This window comes from Streptosporangium amethystogenes subsp. fukuiense, from assembly GCF_042665875.1.
Lineage (GTDB): Bacteria > Actinomycetota > Actinomycetes > Streptosporangiales > Streptosporangiaceae > Streptosporangium > Streptosporangium fukuiense.
This window is the reverse complement of the sequence record NZ_JBHTEE010000001.1, coordinates 5,294,368-5,315,850: the sequence shown is the minus strand read 5'-3', so window position 1 is coordinate 5,315,850 and position 21,483 is coordinate 5,294,368. Positions and strand designations below refer to the sequence as shown.

Annotated in this window: 21 protein-coding genes; 20 read left to right on the top strand and 1 reads right to left on the bottom strand. The window is 69.1% G+C overall.

Annotated elements, in window-relative coordinates; translation table 11 throughout:
* Positions 1-2 precede the first annotated feature (2 nt).
* From prmC to ACFQVD_RS22650, 17 genes are all read left to right on the top strand, one after another.
* A complete protein-coding gene (gene prmC, locus ACFQVD_RS22730) occupies positions 3-857 on the top strand; it encodes a peptide chain release factor N(5)-glutamine methyltransferase (protein ID WP_343975683.1) in 855 nt (284 codons plus the stop codon).
* Positions 858-955: 98 nt separating this feature from the next.
* Positions 956-1,621 (top strand): L-threonylcarbamoyladenylate synthase, encoded by a 666-nt coding sequence (locus ACFQVD_RS22725; RefSeq protein ID WP_343975680.1) that lies wholly within the window; start codon positions 956-958, stop codon positions 1,619-1,621.
* A gap of 108 nt (positions 1,622-1,729) precedes the next feature.
* Positions 1,730-3,871 (top strand): hypothetical protein, encoded by a 2,142-nt coding sequence (locus ACFQVD_RS22720; RefSeq protein ID WP_343975677.1) that lies wholly within the window; start codon positions 1,730-1,732, stop codon positions 3,869-3,871.
* A 98-nt stretch (positions 3,872-3,969) separates the two neighbouring features.
* Positions 3,970-4,350 carry a hypothetical protein gene (locus tag ACFQVD_RS22715; RefSeq protein WP_343975674.1) on the top strand — a complete coding sequence of 127 codons (381 nt, stop codon included), beginning with the start codon at positions 3,970-3,972 and terminating at the stop codon, positions 4,348-4,350.
* Positions 4,351-4,569: 219 nt separating this feature from the next.
* The gene (locus tag ACFQVD_RS22710; protein ID WP_343975671.1) at positions 4,570-5,835 is read left to right on the top strand and encodes a serine hydroxymethyltransferase; all 1,266 of its coding nucleotides are present in this window, start codon (positions 4,570-4,572) and stop codon (positions 5,833-5,835) included.
* 57 nt (positions 5,836-5,892) lie between these two features.
* On the top strand, positions 5,893-7,275 hold the full coding sequence (locus ACFQVD_RS22705) for a glycosyltransferase family 4 protein (RefSeq protein WP_343975668.1): 1,383 nt from the start codon (positions 5,893-5,895) through the stop codon (positions 7,273-7,275).
* Positions 7,276-7,427: 152 nt separating this feature from the next.
* Positions 7,428-7,853 (top strand): hypothetical protein, encoded by a 426-nt coding sequence (locus ACFQVD_RS22700; protein WP_343975665.1) that lies wholly within the window; start codon positions 7,428-7,430, stop codon positions 7,851-7,853.
* 71 nt (positions 7,854-7,924) lie between these two features.
* Positions 7,925-8,140, top strand: coding sequence for an AtpZ/AtpI family protein (locus ACFQVD_RS22695; RefSeq protein ID WP_343975662.1), 216 nt, complete (start codon positions 7,925-7,927; stop codon positions 8,138-8,140).
* 67 nt (positions 8,141-8,207) lie between these two features.
* On the top strand, positions 8,208-8,996 hold the full coding sequence (gene atpB, locus ACFQVD_RS22690) for a F0F1 ATP synthase subunit A (protein WP_343975659.1): 789 nt from the start codon (positions 8,208-8,210) through the stop codon (positions 8,994-8,996).
* A gap of 65 nt (positions 8,997-9,061) precedes the next feature.
* Positions 9,062-9,283, top strand: coding sequence for an ATP synthase F0 subunit C (atpE, locus tag ACFQVD_RS22685; protein WP_343975656.1), 222 nt, complete (start codon positions 9,062-9,064; stop codon positions 9,281-9,283).
* A gap of 30 nt (positions 9,284-9,313) precedes the next feature.
* A complete protein-coding gene (locus ACFQVD_RS22680; protein ID WP_343975653.1) occupies positions 9,314-9,859 on the top strand; it encodes a F0F1 ATP synthase subunit B in 546 nt (181 codons plus the stop codon).
* Positions 9,859-10,668, top strand: coding sequence for a F0F1 ATP synthase subunit delta (locus ACFQVD_RS22675; RefSeq protein ID WP_343975650.1), 810 nt, complete (start codon positions 9,859-9,861; stop codon positions 10,666-10,668). Before ACFQVD_RS22680 ends, ACFQVD_RS22675 begins: the two co-directional genes overlap by 1 nt.
* A gap of 23 nt (positions 10,669-10,691) precedes the next feature.
* Positions 10,692-12,341: a F0F1 ATP synthase subunit alpha gene (gene atpA, locus ACFQVD_RS22670; RefSeq protein WP_343975647.1), complete on the top strand. Its 1,650-nt coding sequence runs from the start codon at positions 10,692-10,694 to the stop codon at positions 12,339-12,341.
* A 3-nt stretch (positions 12,342-12,344) separates the two neighbouring features.
* On the top strand, positions 12,345-13,247 hold the full coding sequence (locus tag ACFQVD_RS22665) for a F0F1 ATP synthase subunit gamma (protein WP_343975644.1): 903 nt from the start codon (positions 12,345-12,347) through the stop codon (positions 13,245-13,247).
* Position 13,248: 1 nt separating this feature from the next.
* The gene (gene atpD, locus ACFQVD_RS22660) at positions 13,249-14,676 is read left to right on the top strand and encodes a F0F1 ATP synthase subunit beta (RefSeq protein WP_343975641.1); all 1,428 of its coding nucleotides are present in this window, start codon (positions 13,249-13,251) and stop codon (positions 14,674-14,676) included.
* Between the two features lie 68 nt (positions 14,677-14,744).
* The gene (locus ACFQVD_RS22655; protein ID WP_343975638.1) at positions 14,745-15,152 is read left to right on the top strand and encodes a F0F1 ATP synthase subunit epsilon; all 408 of its coding nucleotides are present in this window, start codon (positions 14,745-14,747) and stop codon (positions 15,150-15,152) included.
* Between the two features lie 44 nt (positions 15,153-15,196).
* Complete coding sequence (locus ACFQVD_RS22650) at positions 15,197-15,610, top strand: DUF2550 domain-containing protein (protein WP_343975635.1); 414 nt, start codon at positions 15,197-15,199, stop codon at positions 15,608-15,610.
* Between the two features lie 11 nt (positions 15,611-15,621).
* Here the strand turns inward: ACFQVD_RS22650 and ACFQVD_RS22645 are convergent, their stop codons facing one another.
* Positions 15,622-16,212, bottom strand: coding sequence for a cob(I)yrinic acid a,c-diamide adenosyltransferase (locus ACFQVD_RS22645; protein ID WP_343975632.1), 591 nt, complete (start codon positions 16,210-16,212; stop codon positions 15,622-15,624).
* Positions 16,213-16,279: 67 nt separating this feature from the next.
* On the opposite strand from ACFQVD_RS22645, the gene ACFQVD_RS22640 reads away from it, so the two are divergent.
* The 3 genes from ACFQVD_RS22640 to ACFQVD_RS22630 all read left to right on the top strand — a co-directional run bounded on the left by ACFQVD_RS22640 (position 16,280) and on the right by ACFQVD_RS22630 (position 21,385).
* Positions 16,280-19,432 carry a S41 family peptidase gene (locus tag ACFQVD_RS22640; protein WP_343975629.1) on the top strand — a complete coding sequence of 1,051 codons (3,153 nt, stop codon included), beginning with the start codon at positions 16,280-16,282 and terminating at the stop codon, positions 19,430-19,432.
* A 94-nt stretch (positions 19,433-19,526) separates the two neighbouring features.
* On the top strand, positions 19,527-20,585 hold the full coding sequence (locus ACFQVD_RS22635; RefSeq protein WP_343975626.1) for an ABC transporter ATP-binding protein: 1,059 nt from the start codon (positions 19,527-19,529) through the stop codon (positions 20,583-20,585).
* A 2-nt stretch (positions 20,586-20,587) separates the two neighbouring features.
* Positions 20,588-21,385, top strand: coding sequence for an ABC transporter permease (locus tag ACFQVD_RS22630; protein ID WP_343975623.1), 798 nt, complete (start codon positions 20,588-20,590; stop codon positions 21,383-21,385).
* Positions 21,386-21,483 lie beyond the last annotated feature (98 nt).

The window sequence follows — 21,483 nt, the reverse complement described above, 5'->3', positions numbered from 1 at the left end:
CCATGACCTTTCTGCTGGACGAGATCGCCCTCGCCACCGCCCGGCTCGCCGAGGCAGGTGTGCCGTCGCCGCGCACCGACGCCGAGGAGATCGCCGCATGTGTGCACGGCGTACGGCGCAGCGAGCTGCACACCGTGAAGGACTCCGACTTCGACGCCCTGTTCTGGGAGGGCGTCGCCCGCAGGGAGTCCCGCGAGCCGCTTCAGCACATCACCGGGCGGGCCTACTTCCGCTACCTGTCCCTGGAGGTCGGGCCGGGAGTGTTCGTGCCGCGCCCGGAGACCGAGGTCGTGGTGGGCTGGGCGATCGACAGGTTGCGGGAGATGGACGTCGCCTCGCCCGTGGTCGTGGATCTCGGCACCGGGTCCGGTGCCATCGCGCTGTCCATCGCCCAGGAGGTCGCGCTGGCCACCGTGCACGCGGTCGAGGTCGACCCGGACGCCTACGGCTGGGCCAAGCGCAACATCATCGAGCACGGTCAGGGCCGCGTCCACCTGCACCCGGAGGATCTGGCCGACGCCCTCTCCGAACTGGACGGCCAGGTCGACCTGGTGGTCTCCAACCCGCCGTACATCCCGCCCGGCGCGATCCCCCGTGACCCCGAGGTCCGCGACTACGACCCGCACCGCGCGCTGTACGGGTCGGGCAGCGACGGCCTCGACGAGGTCAGGGCCGTCGAAAGGACCGCCAGGCGCCTGCTGCGCCCCGGTGGCTTCGTCGCCGTGGAACACGCCGATCAGCAGGGTACGCCGGTCTATCTGATCTTCTCTGAGGAGAACGGCTGGCGCGACGTCCGCAGCCGCCAGGACCTGACGCGCAGGGACCGCTTCGTCACCGCCCGCTTCGGCCAGGAATAGGATGCACGCCGTAAGCGAGGGGGTCCTGGCCGCCGGCGAGGCGCCGGCGGGCGAGGAGGTGCGCGAATGCGCGTAGCGATCGATCGACAGGAGGCACAGTGAGCCGACGTTTTGACTGCATCGATGCCGAGCAGCGCGCCACGGGCCTGGCAGAGGCCGCGTCCGTCCTGGGGCGGGGGGAGCTCGTGGTGCTGCCGACCGACACCGTCTACGGTATCGGCGCCGACGCCTTCACACCCGCCGCGGTCACCGCCCTGCTGGATGCCAAGGGCCGCGGCCGTGACATGCCGGTGCCCGTACTGGTCGGGACCGTCCGGGCGGCCAACGCCCTGGTGGAGAACCTCGGTCCGTACGGCCAGGATCTCGTCGACGCCTTCTGGCCGGGGCCGCTCACGCTGATCTGCCGCGCGAACCGGTCCCTCTCGTGGGACCTGGGGGACGCCAAGGGCACCGTCGCCATCCGGATGCCGCTGCACGCGGTCGCCCTCGACCTGCTCAAGGAGACCGGCCCGCTGGCCGTCTCCAGCGCCAACCGCTCCGGTGCCCCCGCCGCGACCAGCGCCGCCGACGCGGAGAAGCAGCTCGGCGACTCGGTGTCGGTCTATCTCGACGCCGGGCCGTGTGAGAGCGGCACCCCTTCGACGATCCTGGATCTGACCACCGCGGTGCCCAGGTTGCTGCGGCGCGGGGCGGTCACGGTGGAGAGACTACGCGGCGTGATCGGCTACGTGGCGACGGACGCGGGGCCGGAGTCCGACGACTGACCAGCGCGTCCACGGCATATGCCGTGATCCATGCCATCTGATTATCACCGTGACGCGGGGCGCTCTCCCCGGTACCTTGAAGTGGGCCGACACTTCCGGGAGACGTCCATGGGCAAGTTCGAAGGAATGGACCCCAAGCTGGTCCGCGACCTGTTGTCCGAGGTGCGGCGGGCGGCCGACCAGATGCGGAACGTCGAGGGCAAGGTCACCCAGCTGATGAGCGGGGCCGGCCTGTCCTCGCAGTCGACCCACAGACCCGTCCAGATCGCCGACGCGTGCGACGTGATGGTCCGTGACGTCTCCGCTCGCGTGACGTTGCTGGAGAAGAGGATCAACCAGAACGCGACGGCGCCTCCCGCCGAGCCCAAGGCCGGGGACACGAAGCCTGACAGCGGCGCGGCGGGCGACGGCGCGAAGCCGGAGGGTTCCCAGAACGGCGCGAAGCCCGGGACCGGCGCGGCGGGTGATGGCACGAAGCCCGGGACCTCGGGGGCCGACGGTCTCAAACCGGACGACAAGCCCCGCGTCGGTGACCAGTCGGCCGAGAGCACTCAGCGTGACGATCCGAAGGACTCCCCCAAGCCGGAGACCCCGAAGGGGGACGAGACCAAGCCCGAGACGGGCTCGAAGGGCGACGAGACCAAGCCGGAGGCGGGCTCGAAGGGCGACGAGACCTCCCCGAGGGACGGTTCGAGGGAGACGCCGAAGCCGGAGGCGTCCGGGACCGATGACCGGAAGCCGGACACGGGTTCGAAGGGGGACGAGACCTCTCCGCGCGACGGAGACACCCCTAAGGAGAGCGTCAAGCCGGTTGACACCGCACCACGCGAGACCCCGAAGCCGGATCCCGTACCGGAGGCGCCCAGGGGCGAGGACACGCCGCGTGAGGCTCCGAAGCCGGATCCCGCGCCCACGCCGGAGGCGCCCAGGGCCGAGGACTCGCGGCCGGAGACGCCGAAGGTCGAGGATCTGAAACCCGCGGTTCCAGGGCCCGGTGAGGGGCCTCAGGACGGGGGGCGGCCGGTTGACGACGTGCCACGACAGACGCCCGTGCCCGAGGCCCCCGGCCCGGACGCCACCCCCGTACCGGAGACGCCCAGAGTCGATGACGCACAGCCGGAGATCGTCAATGTGCACGACACGATGCCCGGTGGGGAGGATTCCGACGCCAAGGGTGACTCCGGTTCCAAGGGGGACGAGACGACGCCGCGTGGGGACGGTGGCGCGCCGGTGAACGATCCTGATGCCAAGGGCGATTCCGGTTCCAAGGGGGACGAGACGACGCCGCGTGGGGATGGTGGCGCGCCGGTGAACGATCCCGATGCCAAGGGCGATTCCGGCTCCAAGGGCGACGAGCGCTCGCCCAGGCAGGAGGGCGGCACGTCCGGCGACAACATTCTCGACACTTCCCGGAAGGACCATCCAGACGACATCGACCAGAGCGGCGATCATCGGGCGAAGATCGTGGAGGTCGATGGTGTGAAGGTGCTCCAGATCCCGCTCGACTCGCCCACGGCGGCCGAGGTCGACGAGTTGCTGAAGAACATCGAGGACATCCCGCCGCTGGAGATGCCCACGGTCGACAATGTTTCCGCCACGGCGGGGCAGCCGGGCTGGGTCGAGCCGCACGGCCCGCTCGATTCGGCCAAACCCGACTATCCGCTCCTCGACACCGCGGGACCCACCACCGACCAGACCGTCCAGCCGCCGGGCACGGGAGGCGAGGCCACCCCCGGGCCCGCCGGTACGACCTCAGCTGAGGCCGATGTTCAGCCGCAGGCCACCACCTCCGCCGTACCCGCCGTCCAGACGGCGGGTACGGTCTCCGGTGAGGCGGCCGCGCAGCCCGCTGTGATGCCGCGAGGAGACGTCGGCGCGCCGTCCATCGGCGACGCGGTCTTCAGCGAGGCGCCAGGGGCGGAGGATGCCGCAGGGGGCGCGGGACAGTCGGCTGGGGCGGCTCCCGGGGGCCTGGCCGCCGCACCGGACGGTCCGGCCGCCCGGTGGGCCGGCGACGGCGACGTCGTCACCGCGGAGGCGGGCCCTCTCGACCTGGACGCTCTCAGGACGCTCGCCGACAACGCCCGGGAGATCGAGCCGCTGGAGATGCCCGGCGTCCAGGTACCGGAGGGGGAGACCTGGGGCGAGGGGGCCTGGGTGCCCATGGACATCGGACCCGACGGGCCGGCCGGCGACGTGGAGCCGGGAGATCCGCTGCGGCCGATCCCGCCTCCGGGAGGCGGGCGGTGAGCGGGGCCGAGCCCGGTTTCCGAGCCGGTCGGCACCACCACGGTGTCGGGCAGTGAACGGGAGGCAGGGACTGTGTCAGCGAGGGTGAGGAGCCTGTGATGTTCGTGGATCCACCCGCACCGCAGCCGCTGCAGCCGGGGGAGACCCCACCGGCCTCGGGCGGCGGTGGCCTGCCGTCCTCGGACGCCGCCACGGCGTGGGAGTTCAACCCCGAATACCAGCGGCTGGTCATGATGTGGCGGCAGGTGCTTCCCGAACTCGACACGCTGACCGCCAGCCTGGACAAGGCCTATCAGCTCGCCAGGAGCAGGGATGTCTGGGATGCCCCGGTCTCCGGCCGCTACGTCGAGGACATGACGGAGTGGCGTACCCGTCTCGGCCTCTACCGGCAGGCGATCCTGACCTCGATCAGCGACCAGGCGGCCGACACGCCGAGATGGGTGCCGGTGGGAGCCGGGGCCCCGCACGCCTTCTCCTGACGTCCTTCCCGGCCCGGTGGCGCCGGCCGGGTCCTTCGGCGCGAGGCCCGCGGGCCGGGCTGTTCTCGAAGCCTCCCGGGTGGACGGTGCCAGGGGCCTTTTGGGGCGTGTGTTTCCGCACGGAGACACGTCTTCCCGTGGCGACACCTCTCTGACCTGGGATAACCAGGGTGACCGGGCTTACAGTGGGGGTGAGTTGTCATCTTCGGGATGTGAGCCATGGGCGCAGAGCCGTACTACGGGCCAGATTTCGACCTACTGCAGCGCGAGGATCCGGAGATCGCCTCCGTACTCCTCGACGAGCTCGACAGGCTCCGCGGCGGCGTCCAGCTGATCGCGAGTGAGAATTTCGCCTCGCCCGCCGTGCTCGCCGCGCTCGGCTCGACGCTCACCAACAAGTACGCGGAGGGCTACCCCGGCAGGCGCTACTACGCCGGATGCGAGGTCGTCGACCGGGCCGAGCAGCTCGCGATCGACCGGGCCAAGCGGCTGTTCGGCGCCGAGCACGTCAACGTGCAGCCCCACTCCGGCGCCTCGGCGAATCTGGCGGCCTACGCGGCACTGCTCCAGCCGGGCGACACGGTGCTGGCGATGGCGCTGTCGCACGGCGGCCACCTCACGCACGGCTCCAAGGTCAACTTCTCCGGTCGCTGGTTCGACGTCGTGGCCTACGGCGTGCGCAGGGACACCGAGCTGATCGACTATGACGAGGTCAGGGAGCTGGCGTTGCGGCACCAGCCCAAAATGATCATATGTGGGGCCACCTCCTATTCCCGAAAGATCGACTTCGCTGCCTTCCGGGGGATCGCCGACGAGGTGGGCGCCTGGCTGCTCGCCGACGTCGCGCACACCATCGGGCTGATGGCCGGGGACGCCCTGCCGTCCGCCGTGCCGTACGCGGACGTGGTGACCTTCACCACGCACAAGGCGCTGCGCGGCCCGAGGGGAGGCGGGATCATGTGCACCCGGGAGCTGGCCCCCAGGGTCGACCGCGCGGTCTTCCCCTTCGTGCAGGGCGGCCCACTCATGCACGCGGTGGCGGCCAAGGCCGTGGCGTTCGGCGAGGCGCTGCGCCCCGAGTTCGCACGGTACGCGCGGCAGGTGGTGGCCAACGCCCAGGTGCTGGCCGACGCCCTGGCCGCCGAGGGGATGCGGTCCGTCTCCGGGGGCACCGACAGCCATCTGGCGCTGATCGACCTGCGTGACGTCGGGGTCTCCGGCGCGGTGGCCGAGCAGCGGTGTGGTGCGGCCGGGATCACGCTGAACCGCAACGCGATCCCCTACGACCCGGAGCCGCCCACGGTGACATCCGGGATCCGGGTGGGCACCCCCTGCGTCACGACCCAGGGGATGGGGGCCGAGGAGATGAAGGCGGTGGCCTCGATGGTGGCACAGGCCATCCGCAACCCCGACGCAGTGGGTGAAATACGGGAGCGCGTCGCGGCGCTGACGAGCCTCCACCAGATATATCCCAGCGAACTATGAGCTGTTCTGTGGCGTTTTCCGGTCACAGGTGGCCGGACTATCCGCGAAACTGGTTCCGTGCGCGAATACCTTCTCATGGCGCTCGTCGCGGCCGCGGTGACATACCTGCTGGTCCCACTGGTCCGCGTTTTCGCCATCCGTATCGGTGCCATGCCCGAGGTCCGCGACCGTGACGTGCACACCACGCCGACGCCCAGACTCGGCGGCCTGGCGATGTACGGCGGTCTCGTCGCCGGTCTGCTGATCGCCGGCGAGCTGCCCTACGCCGGGGGCAAGCTGGCGGCCGAGGGCCAGGGCAAGACGGTGATCGCGCTGATCGCCGCGGGAGGGCTGATCACGCTGACCGGCTTCCTGGACGACTGGCTGGGAATGGACGCCCTGGTCAAGCTCGCCGGGCAGATCGGCGCGGCGGGCGTGCTCGTCGCCTTCGGTGTCAGCCTGCCGTGGCTCCCGCTGCCCACGGCGCTGGGCGGGCAGACCATTCTCGACTCCACGCTGAGTCCGCTGATCACGATCCTGATCGTGGTCGTCATGATCAACGCCGTCAACTTCGTCGACGGCCTCGACGGTCTGGCCGCCGGGATCGTGGGCATCGCCGCGATGGCCACCTGGACCTACTCGGTGGCCCTGTCGAAGGACTACGGCAACACCAGCATCAACGTGACGGCGGTCATCGCCTCGGTGCTCATCGGGATCTGCCTGGGCTTCCTGCCGCACAACTTCCACCCGGCGAAGATCTTCATGGGGGACACCGGGGCGATGCTGATCGGCCTGGTGCTCGCCTCCACGATGATCCTGGTGACGCCGCTCGACTCCAGCAGCATCAACCGCTTCCCCGTCATCCTTCCCCTGCTCGTGCCGGTCGCGATCCTGGTGCTTCCGCTGCTCGATCTGATCATGGCGGTGGTCCGGCGCACGTCCAACGGCCTGTCGCCGTTCGCGCCCGACCGAGGGCATCTCCACCACCGCCTGCTGGACATCGGACACTCCCACCGCCGCAGCGTCATGATCATGTACGCCTGGACCTTCCTGTTCGCCTTCGCGGTCGTGGCGCTGTCCATCGAGGGTGTCCCGCTCGTCCTGTTCCCGCTGACCGTGCTGCTCGCCATCGGCGTGCTGGTGATGATGGCGCTGCCCCGCTGGCGGGCCCGCCGCGACGTCGGCGGCTCCGGAGAGCAGGGCCCGACCGGCACCGCCGGGCCCGCCGGGCCCGTGGCCCCCACCGGATTCAGCGGTCCCGTCGAGGGGCCGGGGCGGCAGGTGTGGCCGGGCGAGCCGCAGGCCCGGGTCCGGCCCCACCCCTATCCCTCGGAGACGTCGGGGCCCCGCCGGGCCGTCACCGGCGACGACGGCGACGGCACCGCCACGCGCTCGGCGCTGCCCGACCTGTCACTCACCGCTCCGCGCCAAGGCTTCTCAAACCCTGAGACGCGGCGTTGAGCGGTCCACCTCAGCTGATTGATCATTCACTTGAAACGGCAGGTAAAGGCGCTCTTCCATGAGCTTGTGATAGCTTTCACTAACGGATCCATGGTTCAGCTGGATCTGTGAGGTAGCAATCGCTCGCTTGATAACAGTCACTGGGAGTGCCGATGCAGGCCAATGACGTGCGCGTCCTCAAAGGGGCCGTGATACCCACCGCCGCCGCGGGTGCGGTCGTCATCCTCGCGACGGCTCTGCTCTCCGGTGCCAAGGGGGCTCTGGGGGCCGCGATCGGCCTGTTGGTGGTGGCGGTCTTCTTCACGATCAGCCTGGTCGCGGTCTCCTCCGCGAGCCGGGTCTCTCCCGTCGTGATGATGGTCACCGCGATCGCCACCTACGCGGTGAAGGTCCTGATCATCATGGCGCTCCTCAAGGTGTTCGAGAGCGCCACCGCGTTCGAGCCGCGCGCCTTCGGCTGGTCGGCGATCATCTGCACCGTCGTCTGGACGGCCGGCGAGATGCGGGGCTTCGTGAAAACGAAGATGCTCTATGTCGACCCGAGTGCCGCGGTTCCCGGACAGGGCGGCCCCCGATGAGGCGTATCATGACCGGGCGACGGGACCCGATATGACTAGTCATCTCCCCGGCTGCTATTGTCATGCCCGCAATGAGCGAACAAGAACGCAGGCCCGAGAGCGATGGCCGCGACTTCGCCAACGCTGCCTGGTCGGTTCCCAGCTACATTCTCTCCGGGATCATCCTGTACGGCGGCGGCGGTTGGTTGCTGAGCCGTTGGACTGGCGTGGCCGTGTTCACACCGATCGGAGTGATCGTCGGTGTCGTTCTCGCCATCTACCTGGTCTACCGGAAATACGGTCGCTGACCTCGCGCGGCGGTCGCTTCGCTGACGAAGCAGTCTTGATCCACTACCACGTTGAAGGGAACGCCGCGTGAAGGCGCTGACGGTCCTCGCCGCCGACGAGTTCAAGGCCCCGGGGCTTGAGCTGTTCGATCTCCCCCCGATCATTCCCGGCGTCACCTGGTTCACCAAGCCGGTGCTGCTCGCCCTGTTGAGCTCGATCGTGGTCATAGCCTTCTGCTGGTCGGCCTTCGCCAACCCGAAGCTGGTGCCCAGGGGCATCCAGAACATCGGTGAGTACGGCTACATGTTCGTCCGCGACCAGGTCGCCCGTCCCTTCCTGGGCAAGGACGCCGACCGCTGGATGGGCCTGCTGCTGAGCCTGTTCTTCCTGGTCTGGATCTGGAACCTGATGGGGGTCGTCCCCTTCCTGCAGTTCCCGATCGCCTCGCACATCGCCTTCCCGATCGTCCTGGCGGTAAGCGTCTACGTGCTGAAGATCTACCTGGGCATGAAGCACCAGGGGGGGCTCGGCTACTTCAAGAACATGATGTTCCCCCCCGGCCTGCCCAAGCCGATCTACGTGCTGCTCGCGCCGATCGAGTTCCTCTCCAACATGATCGTGGCGCCGTTCACCCACGCGGTGCGACTCTTCGCCAACATGTTCGCGGGCCACATCATCCTGGCCTTCTTCAGCGCCGTTGGTTTCTGGTTCCTCTTCGAGCAGCTCACGCCGCTCGGCGCTCCGGTCGGTGTCGTCGCCGTCATCATGACGATCGCGATGACCGCGTTCGAGATGTTCATCCAGTTCCTGCAGGCCTTCCTGTTCGCGCTGCTCGCCGCGATGTACATCGGCGGCTCGCTGCACGCCGAGCACTAAGACCCTTCTCCTCCAGTTCAGACCGGTGAGACCCGTTCACCGGCCATCTTGTAAAGGAAACAGCAATGAGCATCCTCGCTGAGGTCACCGGCAACATCGGCTCCATCGGTTACGGGCTCGCCACGCTCGGCCCCGGCATCGGTGTCGGTCTCATCTTCGGTAACGGTCTGCAGGCCATCGCCCGCCAGCCCGAGACCTACGGCCTGATCCGCCAGAACATGCTGCTGGGCTTCGTGCTCGTCGAGGCGCTGGCCCTGATCGGCCTTGTCGCGCCGTTCATCTACTGATCGAATACACCCTGACGGAAGGCTGCATCGATGACATCCGCAGCTACGCTCCTGGCGGCCGAGGGCTCCAGCCCGATCATGCCGCACCTCTACGAGCTGGTCGTCGGCGGTTTCGCGTTCTTCGTCGTCCTCTTCGTCGTCGGTAAGATCCTCACCCCGCGAATCCAGAAGACCCTGGCCGAGCGGACCGATGCGATCGAGGGCGGCATCAAGCGAGCCGAGGACGCCCAGGCCGAGGCCCAGGCGCTGCTCAAGCAGTACAAGGACCAGCTCGCCGAGGCTCGTCACGAGGCTTCCCGCCTGCGTGAGGAGGCTCGCGAGCAGGGTGCGCAGATCAAGGCCGAGCTCCGTGAGGAGGCGCAGGCCGAGGCCCGCCGTCTCGTCGAGGCCGCGCACCTGCAGATCGAGGCCGACCGTCAGCAGGCGTTCGCCCAGCTCCGCGCGGAGCTCGGCCGTCTGTCGATCGATCTGGCCGGCCGTATCGTCGGCGAGTCCCTTGAGGACGAGGCGCGCCAGCGCCGCACCGTGGACCGGTTCCTTGAGGAGCTCGAGTCGAGCAGCGCGGCGGTCCGCTGATGAGAGGTCTGAGCAGGGCTTCGCTGGCCGAGGTCGAAGAGCGCTTCAACGCCGTCGCGGGGAGCGCCGACCTCGGCACGCTGGCCGACGAGCTCTTCTCGGTCGCCGACCTGTTCGACCGTGAGCACGGGCTCCGCCGCAACCTCTCCGACCCCGCCCGGCCCGCGGCCCAGAAGGCGCAGGTCGTCCGGGTGCTGCTGGAGGGCAAGGTCAGTGATGCCGCGCTGGAGACGGTCGTCGCGGCCGTGTCCGCGCGGTGGGCCCGCTCCGGCGACCTGGCCGACGCGCTTGAGCGTCTCGGTGTCATCGCGGCCTCCGCGGAGGCCGAGGCGCAGGGCAGGCTCGACGACGTCGAGGACGAGCTGTTCAGGTTCGGGCGCATCGTCGCCTCGAACCTGGAACTGCACCGGACCCTGACCTCCACGGCGGCACCGGAGCAGGGCAGGCGGGAGCTGCTGGGCTCCCTGCTCGCCGGCAAGGTCGCCCCCACCACTCTCCGCCTGGTCACGCAGCTCGTGGTACACCCGCGAGGACGTAGCCTGGACAGTGGCCTTGAGGAGTTCGGAAAGCTGGTCGCCGCCCAGCGGCAGCGCCTCGTCGCGGTGGTGCGCAGCGCCATCGTGCTCTCAGAGGAGCAGAAGCAGCGTCTCGCCACGTGGCTGCGCACCTCGTACGGCCGCGACGTTCATCTGAACGTCGAGGTGGATCCGCGGGTGCTGGGAGGGTTCTCGGTGCACATCGGGGACGATCTCATCGACACCACCATCGCGGGACGAATCGAAGAAGTCCGCCGCCGGTTGGCCGGCTAGGCGAATAGGGAGACTGAAGAGAGATGGCGGAGCTTACGATCCGGCCGGACGAGATCCGGGACGCACTTGAGCGCTTCGTCCAGGCGTACGAGCCGGAAGGCGCCGCGCGTGAGGAGATCGGGACCGTCGTCGACTGCGGCGACGGTATCGCCCATGTCTCCGGCCTTCCCTCGGCGATGGCGAACGAGCTGCTTGAGTTCGAGGACGGCACGCGTGGCCTGGCACTGAACCTGGACGTCCGGGAGATCGGTGTCGTTGTTCTGGGCGACTTCAGCAAGATCGAGGAGGGCCAGTCGGTCCGCCGGACGGGCGAGGTCCTGTCCGTGCCGGTCGGCGACGGCTTCCTCGGCCGAGTGGTCGACCCGCTGGGCAATCCGCTGGACGGCAAGGGTGCCATCGAGTCCGAGGGTGTTCGTCCCCTCGAACTTCAGGCGCCTTCCGTCGTGCAGCGCCAGCCGGTGAAGGAGCCCCTCGCCACCGGCATCAAGGCGATCGACGCGATGACCGCGATCGGCCGTGGCCAGCGCCAGCTGATCATCGGTGACCGTGGCACCGGCAAGACCGCGATCGCCGTGGACACCATCCTCAACCAGCGGGAGAACTGGCTCTCCGGCGACCCGGACAAGCAGGTCCGTTGCGTCTACGTCGCGGTCGGCCAGAAGGGTTCCACGATCGCCCAGGTCAAGGCTCGCCTTGAGGAGGCGGGCGCGCTGGAGTACACCACCATCGTCGCCTCTCCGGCGTCCGACCCGGCCGGTTACAAGTACCTCGCCCCCTACACCGGTTCGGCCATCGGCCAGCACTGGATGTACCAGGGCAAGCACGTTCTCATCGTCTTCGACGACCTGACCAAGCAGGCCGACGCCTACCGCGCGGTCTCCCTGCTGCTCCGTCGTCCGCCGGGCCGTGAGGCCTACCCCGGCGACGTCTTCTACCTGCACTCCCGCCTGCTGGAGCGCTGCGCGAAGCTGTCGAAGGAGATGGGTTCCGGCTCGATGACCGGTCTGCCGATCATCGAGACGAAGGGCAACGACGTCTCGGCGTTCATCCCGACCAACGTCATCTCCATCACCGACGGCCAGGTCTTCCTGGAGACGGACCTGTTCAACGCCGGTGTCCGTCCCGCCATCAACGTCGGTGTCTCGGTCTCCCGAGTCGGCGGCTCGGCCCAGACCAAGGCGATGAAGTCGGTCGCCGGCACGCTGCGCCTGTCGCTCTCCCAGTACCGGGACCTGGAGGCCTTCGCCTCCTTCGCCTCCGACCTGGACGCGGCCTCCAAGGCCCAGCTGGAGCGCGGCCAGCGCCTGGTCGAGCTGCTCAAGCAGCCGCAGTACAGCCCCTTCCCGGTCGAGCAGGAGGTCGTCTCCATCTGGGCCGGCACCACCGGTGAGCTCGACGAGGTCCCGGTCGAGGACATCCGCCGTTTCGAGGCGGAGTTCCTGGACTACATCGGCCGGGAGAAGAAGGGCATCTTCGACAGCATCCGCGAGACCAAGGCCCTGTCCGAGGACACGGTCACCGCTCTCAAGGACGCCGTCACCGCGTTCAAGAGGACCTTCGAGACCTCCGCGGGCGAGCTGCTGGTCAACGAGGAGCCGGTCGAGGCGCTCGGCGCCGAAGAGGTCGGCCAGGAAAAGATCACCAAGCGCGTCCGTACGGCTGAGAAGAAGTAGCCGATGGGTGCCCAGCTAAGACTGCTGCGGCGGCGGATCAAGTCGGTCAAGTCAACGGCGAAGATCACGCGCGCCCAGGAGCTCATCGCTTCATCGCGCATCGTGAAGGCGCAGTTGCGGATGCAGGCGGCGGTGCCGTACGAGCGCGAGATCACTCGCGCCGTGACGGGCGTCGTCAGCAACACCGCCAGCGTCGACCACCCGCTGACCGTGGAGAAGGAGCGGCCCGCCAGGGCCGCCGTGCTCATCGTCACCAGCGACAGCGGCTTCTGTGGCGGCTTCAACGCGAACGTGCTGCGTGAGGCCGAGGCTCTTGCCGGTCTGCTGAAGGACAGGGGCATCGAGCCCGTGCCCTTCGTGACCGGCCGCAAGGGTGTCGCCTGGCACAGCTTCCGTGGCCGTGAGATGAGCGGGCAGTGGACGGGGTTCTCCCGAAAGCCCGCCTACTCGGACGCCAAGGAGATCGCCGGAGTGCTGATCGACTCGTTCTCGGCCGAGGACGGGGTGGACGAGATCCACATCGTCTCGACCCAGTTCGTCTCGATGCTGACGCAGGAGGTCGTGATCAAGCGAATCCTGCCGCTGGAGGTCGAGGAGACCGTCGAGCCGGTGGACAGCACGCCACTGCCGTACTTCGAGTTCGAGCCCAGCGCGGCCGATGTCCTCGACACGCTGCTGCCGCGCTATGTGGAGTCGCGCATCTTCAGCGCGCTGCTCCAGTCGGCGGCCTCGGAGGAGGCGTCACGTCGCCGGGCGATGAAGTCGGCGACCGACAACGCCAACGAGCTCATCCGAACGTTCACCCAGCAGATGAACCAAGCTCGCCAGGCCGAGATCACCCAGGAAATCAGCGAGATCGTCGGTGGCGCGAGCGCGCTGGCTGACGCCGCAGCGGGGAAAGAGTGAAATGACTGCACAGACTGTTGAGACCGGCGTGGGCCGCGTCGCGCGGGTCACCGGTCCCGTCGTCGACGTGGAGTTCCCCGTCGAGGCGATGCCCGATATCTACAACGCGCTCACCACCGAGGTCACCCTCGCCGGGGAGACCAAGCTGCTGACCCTGGAGGTCGCCCAGCACCTGGGTGACAACCTGGTCCGGGCCGTCTCCATGCAGCCCACCGACGGTGTGACCCGTGGTGCGGCGGTGACCGACACCGGCGCGGCCATCTCCGTGCCGGTCGGCGACGTCGTCAAGGGCCACGTGTGGAACACGCTCGGCGAGGCGCTGGACGTGCCCACCGCGTCGCTCAAGATCGAGGAGCGCTGGGGCATCCACCGCCCTTCGCCCGCCTTCGACACCCTTGAGTCGCGCACCGAGATGCTGACCACCGGCATCAAGGTCATCGACCTGCTCACCCCGTACGTGCAGGGTGGCAAGATCGGCCTGTTCGGCGGCGCGGGCGTGGGCAAGACCGTGCTGATCCAGGAGATGATCCGCCGGGTCGCCCGCAACTTCGGTGGCACCTCGGTGTTCGCCGGCGTCGGCGAGCGCACCCGTGAGGGCAACGACCTCTGGCTGGAGATGGAGGAGGCGAACGTCCTCAAGGACACCGCCCTCGTCTTCGGCCAGATGGACGAGCCCCCGGGCACCCGTCTGCGCGTCGCGCTCTCCGCCCTGACCATGGCGGAGTACTTCCGTGACGTGCAGAAGCAGGACGTGCTGCTCTTCATCGACAACATCTTCCGGTTCACCCAGGCCGGTTCCGAGGTGTCCACCCTGCTCGGCCGCATGCCGTCCGCGGTGGGTTACCAGCCGACCCTGGCCGACGAGATGGGTGTTCTGCAGGAGCGCATCACCTCGACCCGCGGTCACTCGATCACCTCCATGCAGGCGATCTACGTCCCCGCGGACGACATCACCGACCCGGCCCCGCACAACGCGTTCGCGCACCTCGACGCGCAGACCGTGCTTTCGCGGCCGATCTCGGAGAAGGGCATCTACCCCGCGGTGGACCCGCTCGACTCCACCTCGCGGATCCTCGACCCGCTGATCGTGGGCGAGGAGCACTACCGGGTGGCTCAGGAGACCAAGCGGATCCTGCAGAAGTACAAGGAACTGCAGGACATCATCGCGATCCTCGGTATCGACGAGCTCTCCGAAGAGGACAAGGTCACCGTCAACCGGGCCCGTCGTATCGAGCGCTTCCTGTCCCACCCGATGTACGCCGCCGAGGCGTTCACCGGTCAGCCCGGAGAGAACGTGCCGCTGGACGAGACCATCGCCTCGTTCAAGGGCCTGTGCGCCGGCGACTACGACCACCTGCCCGAGCAGGCGTTCTTCATGGTCGGTGGCATCGACCAGGCCGTGGCCAAGGCCAAGGAACTCGCCCGCTAGTCGCCTTCGGTGCCGGTACGGTCACGCGGTCGTACCGGCACCTGGTTCGATAAGGAACTGGAGAGAAAGTGGCGAAGCTGCGAGTAGGCGTCGTCTCCCCGGAGCGGGAGATCTGGTCCGGCGAGGCCGACATGGTGATTGCCAAGACCGTCGACGGCGAGATCGGTATCATGCCTAAACACGCACCCGTGCTCGGCGTTCTCGTCGAGGGCGGGCTGCTGAAGATCAAGCGAGGTGACGGCGAAGCCGATCTCGTCGCCGCCGTCCACGGAGGATTCCTCTCGGTGGCCGACGACGAGGTGTCGATCCTGGCCGAGATCGCCGAGCTTGGTTCCGAGATCGACATCGCCCGGGCCAGGAGCGCGCTGGAGCGGGCTCAGGCCTCGGTCGAGTCCGGCCAGGAAGACGCGGACGCGGCTGCCGAGGCCAAGCGTGCCAGGGCCCGGCTGCGCGCGGCCGGAGAAGAAGTCGGATAAATTCGGCTTCTCAGCGGTAAGGGCTTGTTGGGGGGCGGGCAGACATGGTGGTGCTGGACGTACTCATCGTGGTGGGGCTGCTCGTCGCCCTCCTGGCGCTCAGGGTGCTCATCCTGACCCGCTTCCGAGGATCGGTGCTGTGTTGCCTGCGCCCCATGTCGAGGGAGCGAGGGTGGCGGGTCGGAGTGGCCCGCTATGCCGACGGCCACCTCAACTGGATCCCGCTCATAGGTCTGCTGCCAAGGCCGCGCCACGTCATCGTGAGGCGCGGCCTTGTCGTTTCCGGCCGTCGTAAGGTCGGCCCCGGTGAGTTCTTCGGGTTCATCGAGGGGGTGACGGCGCTTGAGTGCCGCAACGGGCAGAGCGCCTTCGAACTCGCCATGGGATACCGCGCGCTGACCGGTTTCGTGGCCTGGCTGGAGTCCGCCCCGCCCAGCGCCCATCTCGACGTCGCCTGATCCTTTCCGCGTCAGCGGGTGCCGCCGGGCTTCCAGAGGATCTCGTCGCCGCCCGCGGCCACCCGGCAGAGGATGAACATCAGGTCGCTCAGCCGGTTGAGGTACTTCGCGGTCAGCGGGTTGACGTCGTCGTGGGCCTCCATCGCCGACCAGACGGTCCGCTCGGCCCGCCGGACCACGGTCCTGGCGACGTGCAGCCAGGACACGGCCGGGGTGCCGCCGGGCAGGATGAAGCTGCGCAGCGGCTTGAGGCGCTCGTTGAACTCGTCACAGCGCGCCTCAAGCCATTCGATGTAGGAGGGCTCGACCCGCAGCGGCGGGAACTCGGGGTTCTCCGTGACCGGGGTGCAGAGGTCGGCTCCGACGTCGAACAGCTCGTTCTGGATCCGGGTGAGAACGGCGGTGACGTCCGCCTCCAGGGAACCCGTGGCCAGTGCCACACCGATCGCCGCGTTGGCCTCCTCGACGTCCGCGTAGGCGGCCAGGCGAGGGTCGGTCTTGCGGGTACGGCTCATGTCGCCGAGCGCGGTCGTGCCGTCGTCTCCGGTGCGGGTGTAGATCTTGGAGAGCACCACCGGGTTGTCTCTGTCAGCTCGCGTCATGCCGTCCAGCTTATCCGGGGCGAAAATTACCCCCGATTCACCTGATAGTCGACAATATGATTTGTTAATGGTTTCTGGTTTCTACCTGCGATACCCACACCTCTCCCACAAGACACTGACCTTCGTCGCGGACGACGACGTCTGGGTGGCTCCGGCGGACGGCGGCCGGGCGTGGCGCCTCTCCGCCGACCGGGCTCCCGCGAGCCATCCCCGCCTCTCACCCGACGGCACCAAGGTCGCCTGGTCCAGCGTTCGTGACGGCGCCTCCGAGATCTACCTGGCGGATCTGGACTCCGGATCCGCCGAGCGGCTGACCTACTGGGGGAACGCGCGGACCCGCGCGCGCGGCTGGACACCGGAGGGAGAGGTCCTCGCGACCAGCGCGACCGGCCAGCCGTTCCTCTGGCAGACCTGGGCCTACGCGCTCGGCGACGGAGTCGAGCGGCTGCCGTACGGTCCGGTCAACGACCTCTCGGTCACGGAAGACGCGGTGGCACTTCTCACCGCGGCGCTCTTCCGTGATCCGGCGACCTGGAAACGCTACCGGGGCGGTACGGCGGGCCGGCTGTGGGTGCGGCGGGGAGAGGGTGACTTCACCCGGATCCTGACCGATCTGAACAGCCAGCTGGCCGATCCGATGCTCGTCGGGGGCCGGCTCGCCTTCCTCTCCGACCACGAGGGCATCGGTAACCTCTACTCCTGTGAGCTGGACGGCACCGGCCTGCGCCGCCACACCGACCACGAGGCCTTCTACGCCAGGAACGCCGCCACCGACGGGAGACGGATCGTCTACCAGAACGCCGGTGACCTCTACCTTCTGGACGACCTTGACGCCGAGGCCCGCAAGCTCGACGTCACGCTCGGCTCCCCGCTGCGGGGGCGGCAGCCCTACCAGGTCAACGCGGGCAGGCGGCTGCACGACCTGGCCGTGGACGCCACCGGGCGGGCCAGCGTGGTGGAGGTCGCCGGGACGGTGCACTGGGTGACCCATCGGGATGGCCCGGCGCGGCAGCTCAGCACCGGCCTGTCGGCCGGGCGGCCCCGCCTTCTCGGCGACGACCGGGTGGTGTGGGTCTTCGACGACGGTGAGACCCAGGGACTGGAGATCGTCCCCGCGGGGGGCGGGGAGAGCCGCAGGATCGCCGCGGGCAAGCTGGGCGAGGTCGGGGACCTGGCCGTCGCACCCGACGGGAACGCGATCGCGGTGAGCGCCAGGGACGGGCGGCTGCTCCTGGTGGACGTGGCCTCCGGCGAGGTGGTGGAGCTGACGAGGGCCCACGGTGAGATCCGGGGTCTCGCCTGGTCGCCGGATTCGGGCTGGCTGGCCTGGTCACACCCGGACAGCGAGCATCTGCGCAGGATCAGGCTGGCCAGGGTGGCCGACCGGGTGGTGACCGATGTCACCGACGGCAGGTTCGCCGACATCTCGCCCGCGTTCGCCGGGGACCACCTGGCGTTCCTGTCGCGGCGTGGCTTCGACCCGATCTATGACGCGCACTCCTTCGACATGTCCTTCCCGCTCGGCTACCGGCCCTATCTGGTGCCGCTGGCCGCCTCCACGCCGTCCCCGTTCGCGCCCAGCTCCGCGGGGCGGCCCGTCGCCGACTCCGGTGACGACGACAAGCGGGACGAGGCCGCGATCACCGTGGACCTGGACGGCATCGCCGCCAGGGTCGTGCAGGTGCCGGTCCCCGAGGGACGGTATTCGGACCTGCGGGCGGTCAAGGGCGGGTTCGTCTGGCTGCGCGAGCCGCTGGCCGGGGAACTCGGCGAGGACAGGGACGAGGTGGGGAGCGAGGCGCCCCGGGCGGCGCTGGACCGTTACGACCTGGACAAGCGCAAGTGGGAGGAAGTGGTCGACAAGCTCGACTGGTACCGGGTGAGCGGTGACGGCACGCAACTCGTCGTCAGTGACAAGGGCACGCTCACGGTCCGCCCGGCCGCCGGCAAGCCGGGCACCAAGAACGGCGACGAGACGACCGTCGACCTGTCCAGGATCCGGATCACCGCAGATCCTCAGGCCCTGCGCCGGCACGCCTACGCCCAGGCGGGCCGCCGGATGCGCGCCGACTTCTGGGTCGAGGACATGGCCGACGTCGAATGGGAGGCCGTGCTGGAGGAGTACCGGCCGCTGGTGGACCGCGTCGCCACCGCCGACGATTTCGCCGACCTGCTCTGGGAGGTCGTGGGGGAGCTGGGCAGCTCGCACGCCTATGTCGACGCGGCGGCCTGGGGTTACCCGGCCTCGGAGCCGGTCGGCCTGCTCGGTGCCGATCTCTCCCTGGGGGCCGACGGCCGCTGGCAGGTGGACACGGTGCTGCCCGCCGAGTCCTCCGACGTGCACGCCCGCTCGCCGCTGGCCGGGCCCGGGGCGGCGGTCATGGAGGGAGAGGCGCTGCTCGCGGTCGACGGCCGCCCGGTGCCACCGGAGGGTCCCGCCCGGCTGCTGGTCGGCGCCGCGGACAAGCCGGTCGAGCTGACCCTGGGCGGTGGCCGGAGGGTGGTCGTCACGCCGCTCGGCGACGACAGGCGCCTACGTTACCAGCACTGGGTGGCCGGGCGCCGGGCACGGGTCAGGGAGCTCGGTGGCGGCCGCCTCGGCTACCTGCACATCCCGGACATGGTCGCCGAGGGCTGGGCGCAGTTCCACCGCGACCTGCGCAGGGAGATGACCTTCGAGGGGCTGGTGGTGGACGTACGGAACAATCGAGGCGGTCACACCTCCGAGCTGGTCATCGAGAGGCTGATCCGCCGGGTCATCGGCTGGGACCTGCCCAGGGGCATGAAGCCGATCACCTATCCCGAGGACGCGCCGCGCGGCCCGCTGGTCGCGATCGCCAACCAGAACGCCGGATCCGACGGCGACATCGTCACCGCGGCCTTCAAGATCTACAAGCTCGGACCGGTGGTGGGCACTCGCACCTGGGGTGGCGTCATCGGCATCGAGGGCAGCCACCGGCTGGTCGACGGGTCGCACATCACCGTGCCCAGGTACTCCTTCTGGTTCGAGGGGCTCGGCTGGGGCGTGGAGAACTACGGCGTCGAGCCGGACGTCGAGATCGACATCAGCCCCGACGACTGGGCGGCGGGCAGAGATCCGCAGATCGAGGAGGCGGTACGGCTCGTGCTGGCCGCGCTGGACGAGCGCCCGGCGGCGACCCCGCCCGACGCCTCCACCCGGCCGTCCCGCCGCCGCCCCGCGCTGCCGCCCCGCCCGTAGTTGACATTTGTCATCTAAAAGATCTTAAAGATCATATTTTTCCAGTGATATTGGCGACTACCTGCTCAAACGCGGGAAGACGACGATTGTCGCCATGAGAACACCACAGGTGACGGATCCGCCCGGCGCCGCGACCGCCGGCCTCGACAACGTGATCGAGGTCGGCGGGCTCCGGCAGGCGTACGGCGACTTCGAGGCGGTGCGCGGCGTCTCCTTCAGCGTTCCGAGGGGCGAGCTGTTCGCCCTGCTCGGCACGAACGGCGCGGGCAAGACCACCACCGTGGAGGTCCTGGAGGGGTTCAGAGCCGCGACCGGCGGTACCGTCCGAGTGCTTGGACTCGACCCGGTCGGCCAGCGCCGCCAACTGCGGCCCCGGGTGGGGATCATGCTGCAGGAGGGAGGGTTCATCGGTGACCTCACGGTTGCCGAGACCGTCGGCCTGTGGAAGGGACTGAGCGAGGACGCGGGCCGGCCGGTCACCCTCTCCGGCACCACAGAGCCGCCGGCGGGCTCCGGACTGCTGGGGCGCTTTTGGGGCGTGGACCGGCAGACCATGGGCGCGCTGGAGTTGGCCGGGCTGGAGAGGAAGGCCAGGACGAAGGTCCGGCAGCTCTCCGGCGGCCAGCGGCGCAGGCTCGACCTCGCGCTGGCGGTGATCTCCCGGCCGGAGGTGCTCTTCCTGGACGAGCCGACCACCGGGATGGACCCCGAGGCGCGCCGCGCCACCTGGAAGGTGATCGAGGACCTGCGGGTGGGGGGCACCACGGTGCTGCTCACCACCCACTACCTGGAGGAGGCCGAGCGTCTCGCCGACAGGCTGGCCATCATGCACGAGGGCCTGATCCACCTGCACGGCACCGTCGAGGAGGTGGTGGCCGGGGCCGGTGACCGGGTCTCTTTCCGCCTTCCCGGCATCACCTGGAGCTTCGACGATCTCCCTCGGCTGGACGGCGCGGCCCCCGTGCTCACCTACGGCGGCGCCACAGAGGTCGCCTACACCCTGACCGTCGGGCGGCCGGAGACCCGCGCGCACGAGGCGGTCCGGCACCTCCTGGCCTGGGCCGACGTACGGGGCGAGAGCCTGGAACGGCTGGCCGTACGGCGCGGAACCCTGGAAGACGCCTTCATGCGAGTCGCCGGAGAGGTCGAGTAGTCATGAGGATCGACGTTCTGCACGCGGTACGGCTCGCCAGGCTCGACCTGACCCTGATCGGCAGGAACACCACGGTCCTGTTCAACGTGCTGTTGCTGCCGTTCCTGATGGCCTGGGCGTTCACCCAGACCGTCGGTGACGCGGAGATCGACGGTGTGGCCGGAAGGCTGTTCGTGCTGACCGGGGTGCCGGGGTTGATGCTGGCCTTCGCGGTCTTCGTCAACCTGGTGAACTCCTTCACCGCCCGGCGTGAGGAACTGGTGCTCAAAAGGCTGCGCGCCGGCCAGCCGTCCGGTCTGGCGATCCTCGGTGGCAGTGCTCTCGGGGCGCTGGTGCTCTATCTCGGCCAGGTGCTGCTGCTGGCCCTCTGGATCCAGCGGTCCGAGGGCGTCACGGTGGCCAACGTGCCGCTGCTCGTGACCGCCGTGGTCCTGGGGGTCCTGCTGTTCGGCCTGCTGGGCGCCGCCTTCTCGGGGATCACGCCCAACGCCGAGGTCGCCCAGGTCACGGTGCTTCCGGTGCTCCTGATCGTGCTCGTCGGCGCCCCGATCGCCTTTCCCTCCGACGCGCTGCCCGGCACGCTGGGCACCGTCTCCGCCCTGCTCCCGGCGACCCCGGTCGTGGAGATCGTACGCACCGCCTTCCTGGGCGGGGACCACGTCTCCGGCGGTGGGGAGGCGTTGAGCACGGCTGGGCAGTGGGCGGCCGCACTGCCCTCACTGGCGATGCTGCTGGCCTGGATCGCGGTGGCGGGGCTGCTGGCCCGGTGGCTGTTCCGCTGGGAGCCCCGGCGCGGATAGCGTTGATTACGAAATGTCATCCGAAACTAGCCGGAAAGGGATGAGGCGTCTCGGACGCCTCATCCCCTTCGCGCTTCCCCGGGGGAGGAAGCGGTCAC